Genomic DNA, 4,824 nt, shown 5'->3' with positions numbered 1-4,824 from the left:
AAAACACCTATAGGGGGCTTATATTATCAATACAGTTTATTGCACATTTTTGACCTCTTAAAAAAGGGCTGGTTTTCTCTCCCTTTCCCCACCCCTAAAAACACCTATAGGGGGCTTATATTATCAATACAGTTTATTGCACATTTTTGACCTCTTAAAAAAGGGCTGGTTTTCTCTCCCTTTCCTTGCCATTATAGCACTGCTACTTTTCCTTCGCAATCTCACTTTTCTCGTATTCAGAACAGTGCCCCTCTCTCTTTACACGGTCTCCGGCAACGGGACAATACCAATCTTTCCTATAAGCGCAGCTTGTGCAGCTCTCCTGCTCTCTTTTTTCTTTCTCCATAGTCTTTTACACCTCACTCCCTCTCGCCTTGACCGCTTATCTTATCACTACATTATTTTACCTTTTTCTCTTCAAATAAAAAATTATCGCTACTATCAACATCACAACACCTATCGCAATAAGCAAGATGCTGACAAGAACACTATTCAACTTTCCTGCGACAAATACCGAGGTAGGACCATCTGCACCTCCGATTATAGCAATAGCATTATTATTCATCTTCAATGCAACACCCACAATAACAGATATTATTCCAACAATACCAGCAACGATTCCTAATATTTTTTTCATTGACTAATCTCCTTTCTCAACCTTCCGATTTGTCGATTTCTTTTTACTTACCAAGCATACCATATAACAGCATAAGAAACACTAAAATATTACAGACCATACCGCCCCAAAACAGGTACAGCTTTAAGCCCTCATATCTGAAAAAGCTGTTCTTGCTTTCCTCCAGCTCCCGGATCTTCTGCTTCATCACGCTTGTAAGTGTATCAGACTGCTTCTCAAGAAGCTTTGTAGCCCTCTGTATAGCCTCTATATTCGCCTGTAACGCCTTTCTAACCTCTTGGACGGTGTTTTCCTTAACCTCATCTTTCAGGCTCCCAATCTCGCCCGATATAGCGTCTTGAAGCAATTCGTTGCTGTTCTTCAGCAGCTCTACGCTCTGCTTCAGCTCGCTGATGAGCTTCCTGTTCTGCTCTGCGTCTCTCTGCCTGTTCTGCTCTGCCCTTACTTGTTCTTGATTTGACTGCTTCATCAATTCCTCGCAGTTCTCGCTCGACATCGCCAACGCTTCTTTGAGCAGACTGTTTTCCAGCTCTGTCCGGCTCTGTCGGTTTAACTCTTGAAGCTGCTCTCTTGGACTGCTCTGCTTCTGCTGTTCGTGCATTTCTCTCAAACTCATGCTCCATACTCTCCTTTCCAAAATCCATATTGTAGTATTTTTCCAGCTTGTTATCCCTGATTTTACAAGCCTTTTCTCCTGCCTGTTCCCTGGCTAAGTCGGTATATGTGATGTACTTGTGGCTGTCCTGCCAGTCCACCCCGTACCCTCTTTCATTCATCAGCCGGATAAAGGTTTCCCGGCTGGTCGCTGTTTCCTTACAATCCAGCACCGCAAGGGCAATATCCTGCACATAGCTCTTGACCTTTCCCTGCTCTGCCTGTTTCAAAAGCTGGTAGGTGTCTTTGCTCCATGCCACCGTTTCTTCCCGGACTTCTCCAGCAAATGTCTTTCCTTTCTCCGGCACATGCAAGCCCTGTTCCCGGCTCTGTTCGTTACATCGTTCCTTTAAGTCTTTAAGGTCGTGCTTACTCCATTGGAGCTTATGACCGTTCTCATAATTTACGGAATTGACAATAAAGTGCGTGTGTATATGCCCCTTGTCTATATGCGTGGCTATCAGAACTTCATGCCCTTTCCATGCCTTTGTATGCTCTGCCAGCTCGACAGCGTTCTTATGAGCCTGCTCCGGGGTTATTTCCTCGTCCTCATGGTAGGATTGCACATAATGCTTATAGGTTCTTCCATCCGTCTTGCCCCACAGCTCCTTTGTGGCTTGCATTTCTTCCTTGACCGTCTCCGGCTCACAATGCAGACCGCTGACAAGCTTCTCCTCTGTCTTTTCTTTTTTCGTCACATAATCTATGGCGTGCCCTATGCCCGCCTTTGAAGATACCGCCTTAATGACTGCCATACTTTGTTCAGCTCCTCTCCATGCTTCCGCACTTCCGCTTCACTCGGCAACATCCCCCCCTCATTACACCGCTTTGCTATTTGGTTGAGGTTGTTCCCTATCCGTTTCAGTTCCGGGAGAAGTTCTTTGATACCGTCCGTATTCACGATCTGCTTCTCCAGCACACAGGAAAGGATATACTCCTGTTGGTTCTTTCCACTCTCTGAAATCTTCTCCTGCAACTGCTGGTATTCTTCTTCACTTACTCGGAATGATAACTGCTTTGGTCTTGTCTTGTTCATACCCTTACCACTCCATATCCATGACATCAAGTAAGTCAAAGAAACGCTCCAGCGTCTTATTTTCCTTTTCTGCCGGGTTCTGTTTTACATATTTATCAATTACTTTCATCAGCTCCTGCACCTCGTATCTGTACTCAAACTGAATTTTATCCATTTCTTTTTTCATGCCTTTGACCTCTCTTTCTTCGGTGCTACCACCGTCACATTATGAGCCTTTCGGCTCTCTGAAAAGGGGGATTGAAGGGGGGCTTGCCACCCTCACAAGTTCTAAAGTGGTAACACTTTAGGGAACTTGCAATATATCCGCTACACATATTATAGCATGATAGACACCCTATATCAAGCGGATATATTCGTGCGTATATTCTGCCAAGAATATAGTGGAGCTTACTTCCTCTTGGGCGACTTTGAAAGTGTAGGAGGGAGACAGTCAAGGGCTTGTTTTTTATCTGCAGTATGAGCTTCGGCTTGCCGATCAGCGAGTACAGCAGATAAAAAATGGTCGCAGACCACCCTTTACTTTCTTCCGCCGGAACGGACAATGAAGCACAGGGGGAAGTAACGAAACGGACGGACAGCCGTTTTCCCCTCCGGCATTATAGCCAACAAAAAAGAGTATCAAGGGTAAACGCTGCGGTCTATGACCGCCCTTGACACTCTTTTCCTTATGGCTTTGATAATAAACAAGGGGAAATGGCTTCTTGTGGCATTTCTGCCCCTGTGATATAATGAACGACGCTACCGCCCCCAGACAGGTAGAGAAAGGGGGTGAACCGCATGAGTGAACTTCTGTCATTTTTTCTCTCTGTTTTGGCAAGTGTAGTTGCCTACTACATCTGCAAATGGTTGGACGGAGAAGAATAACTGGTAGCCAGCCTTGGGATTAAGCCACCCACCCAGAACGGAATAGAAAAGCCCCGGAGTCGCAACCTCCGGGGCTTTTTGCTGTGCCACATGAGCACTTCTGTCATTTTCGCCTACTGGTATTATAGCATATGCCTTTCGGCATTTCAAGTATACCCTACTTCCACCACTTCAATACAGTATGCCGGCTAAGCCCAGTTTCTCTCTCACAATCTATCTTCTTTCCGTCCGGATGCTGCTGTTTCCATTCTTCGACAATCTTCGACTTTTCTCCGCTGCCTTTTGGTCTACCCTCTTTATTTCTCCATGCTCCATTTGGATAATCCAATGTTTGTACCAACCTTGCACGCTCTAAATGTTCAGCCTGTTTTCTTCCGTTCCGTTTGCTTGCTGGCATAGCAATAGCCGATACTCTTTCGGCTTCCCTGCGACTGTATGTGACATAATTCTCTTGATAAAACTGCATGGCGTCCAGTATATCACGCTTGGTAAAGCGGTTATGCTCATCATCTGACATATCATCAAGGAACTGCAATAGGGAAAAAGCGTCTGTAAAAAGCTCATCTTCCGGAATATCGCACTTAACGGCATAGGACGCCAAAACGCAAAGGCAGCTGTATCTGTGCCCTACAGAAGCCCCCTCTTTTATTTTCCGCAGCCACCAATCATATAAGTCCCTTTTGACATGCCAGCGCTCACGGCGCTCCCCCTGCACAATTCGCTTTTCATACCATTCCGGGTACTTCTTCCGGGCTTCGGCAAGACTCAAATCGCTCTTATAGTGAAAATCCGTGACCGCCTTGCTCTTATCCATAAGATACCCGTTCAAATACTCAATCGTCACTCTCTCGCCCGTTTCAAAAGCCTTTACCGGGTATCTCTTTCCCAGCTTTGACTGCGTTCCAACCATACGGAAGCCCTGAAAAATCCCCTGATACTGAACCTGTTCCCGTTCTGTGAAAGTGCTTGTATAACGGTTCCAGACTTTCGCAATCAGCTCATACTTGAACTCTCGAAGCTTATCCTGCAAATGCTTATACAAGGGAACCGGCTTTTCCAGCAGATAATATAAATGCAGCCCGTGACCGCTGTTAATACAGTAAGTGCATTTCGGGATAATATCATGGTTCATTTGATGGAACACATCACGGAGCTGCGGCATCTCCACCCCGTCAAGGTCTATCGCTATCCCATACAGCCACCTTGCATTGGCTGCCGTCCGATTTCTGCCGGAATACGCCACAGGGGACATGACAGCAAACTCTGCCCCCTTGACCTCATCAATGACCGACAAATCATCAAATACAATCCGATTCTTCGCCTTATCATTCTCAACTATGGTTATAATGCCATTTGCCTTTCCGTCCTCAAAATGCCCCTTTCTCTCAAAACTTCCCTCTGGAAAAACAGCCCGATAAAACTCTTTCGGCTTCACTTCCTCAAAGAACTGCCCCAGCCATTCATTTTTCAGCTTATACAACTGCTTTTCAGTCGGTTTTTTTGCCATATTCCCACCACCTTTTTCTCCCCTCCAAAACACCTATAGGGGGCTTATATTATCAATACAGTTTATTGCACATTTTTGACCTCTTAAAAAAGGGCTGGTTTTCTCTCCCTTTCCCCACCCCTAAAA

At 45.6% G+C, this 4,824-nt stretch carries 6 protein-coding genes; all 6 read right to left on the bottom strand.

The annotated features are described in order from the left end of the window. Positions 1-403 precede the first annotated feature (403 nt). Positions 404-637 carry a sodium ion-translocating decarboxylase subunit beta gene (locus tag OCV62_RS17935; protein ID WP_008399593.1) on the bottom strand — a complete coding sequence of 78 codons (234 nt, stop codon included), beginning with the start codon at positions 635-637 and terminating at the stop codon, positions 404-406. A 43-nt stretch (positions 638-680) separates the two neighbouring features. Beyond that, positions 681-827 carry a hypothetical protein gene (locus tag OCV62_RS17930; protein WP_262588355.1) on the bottom strand — a complete coding sequence of 49 codons (147 nt, stop codon included), beginning with the start codon at positions 825-827 and terminating at the stop codon, positions 681-683. Between the two features lie 109 nt (positions 828-936). Beyond that, complete coding sequence (locus tag OCV62_RS17925; protein WP_055215572.1) at positions 937-2,046, bottom strand: relaxase/mobilization nuclease domain-containing protein; 1,110 nt, start codon at positions 2,044-2,046, stop codon at positions 937-939. Further along, positions 2,007-2,327 carry a MobC family plasmid mobilization relaxosome protein gene (locus OCV62_RS17920; protein ID WP_226981078.1) on the bottom strand — a complete coding sequence of 107 codons (321 nt, stop codon included), beginning with the start codon at positions 2,325-2,327 and terminating at the stop codon, positions 2,007-2,009. The genes OCV62_RS17925 and OCV62_RS17920 overlap by 40 nt, the downstream gene beginning before the upstream one ends. Positions 2,328-2,331: 4 nt before the next feature. Further along, on the bottom strand, positions 2,332-2,493 hold the full coding sequence (locus OCV62_RS17915) for a hypothetical protein (RefSeq protein ID WP_004614779.1): 162 nt from the start codon (positions 2,491-2,493) through the stop codon (positions 2,332-2,334). Positions 2,494-3,348: 855 nt separating this feature from the next. Then, a complete protein-coding gene (locus OCV62_RS17910; protein WP_055154201.1) occupies positions 3,349-4,698 on the bottom strand; it encodes a hypothetical protein in 1,350 nt (449 codons plus the stop codon). Positions 4,699-4,824 lie beyond the last annotated feature (126 nt).

This window comes from Gallintestinimicrobium propionicum (assembly GCF_025567525.1).
GTDB classification, from domain to species: Bacteria; Bacillota; Clostridia; order Lachnospirales; family Lachnospiraceae; genus Gallintestinimicrobium; species Gallintestinimicrobium propionicum.
The sequence above is the reverse complement of the archived record's forward strand: the minus strand, read 5'-3'. Positions and strand labels throughout refer to the sequence as shown.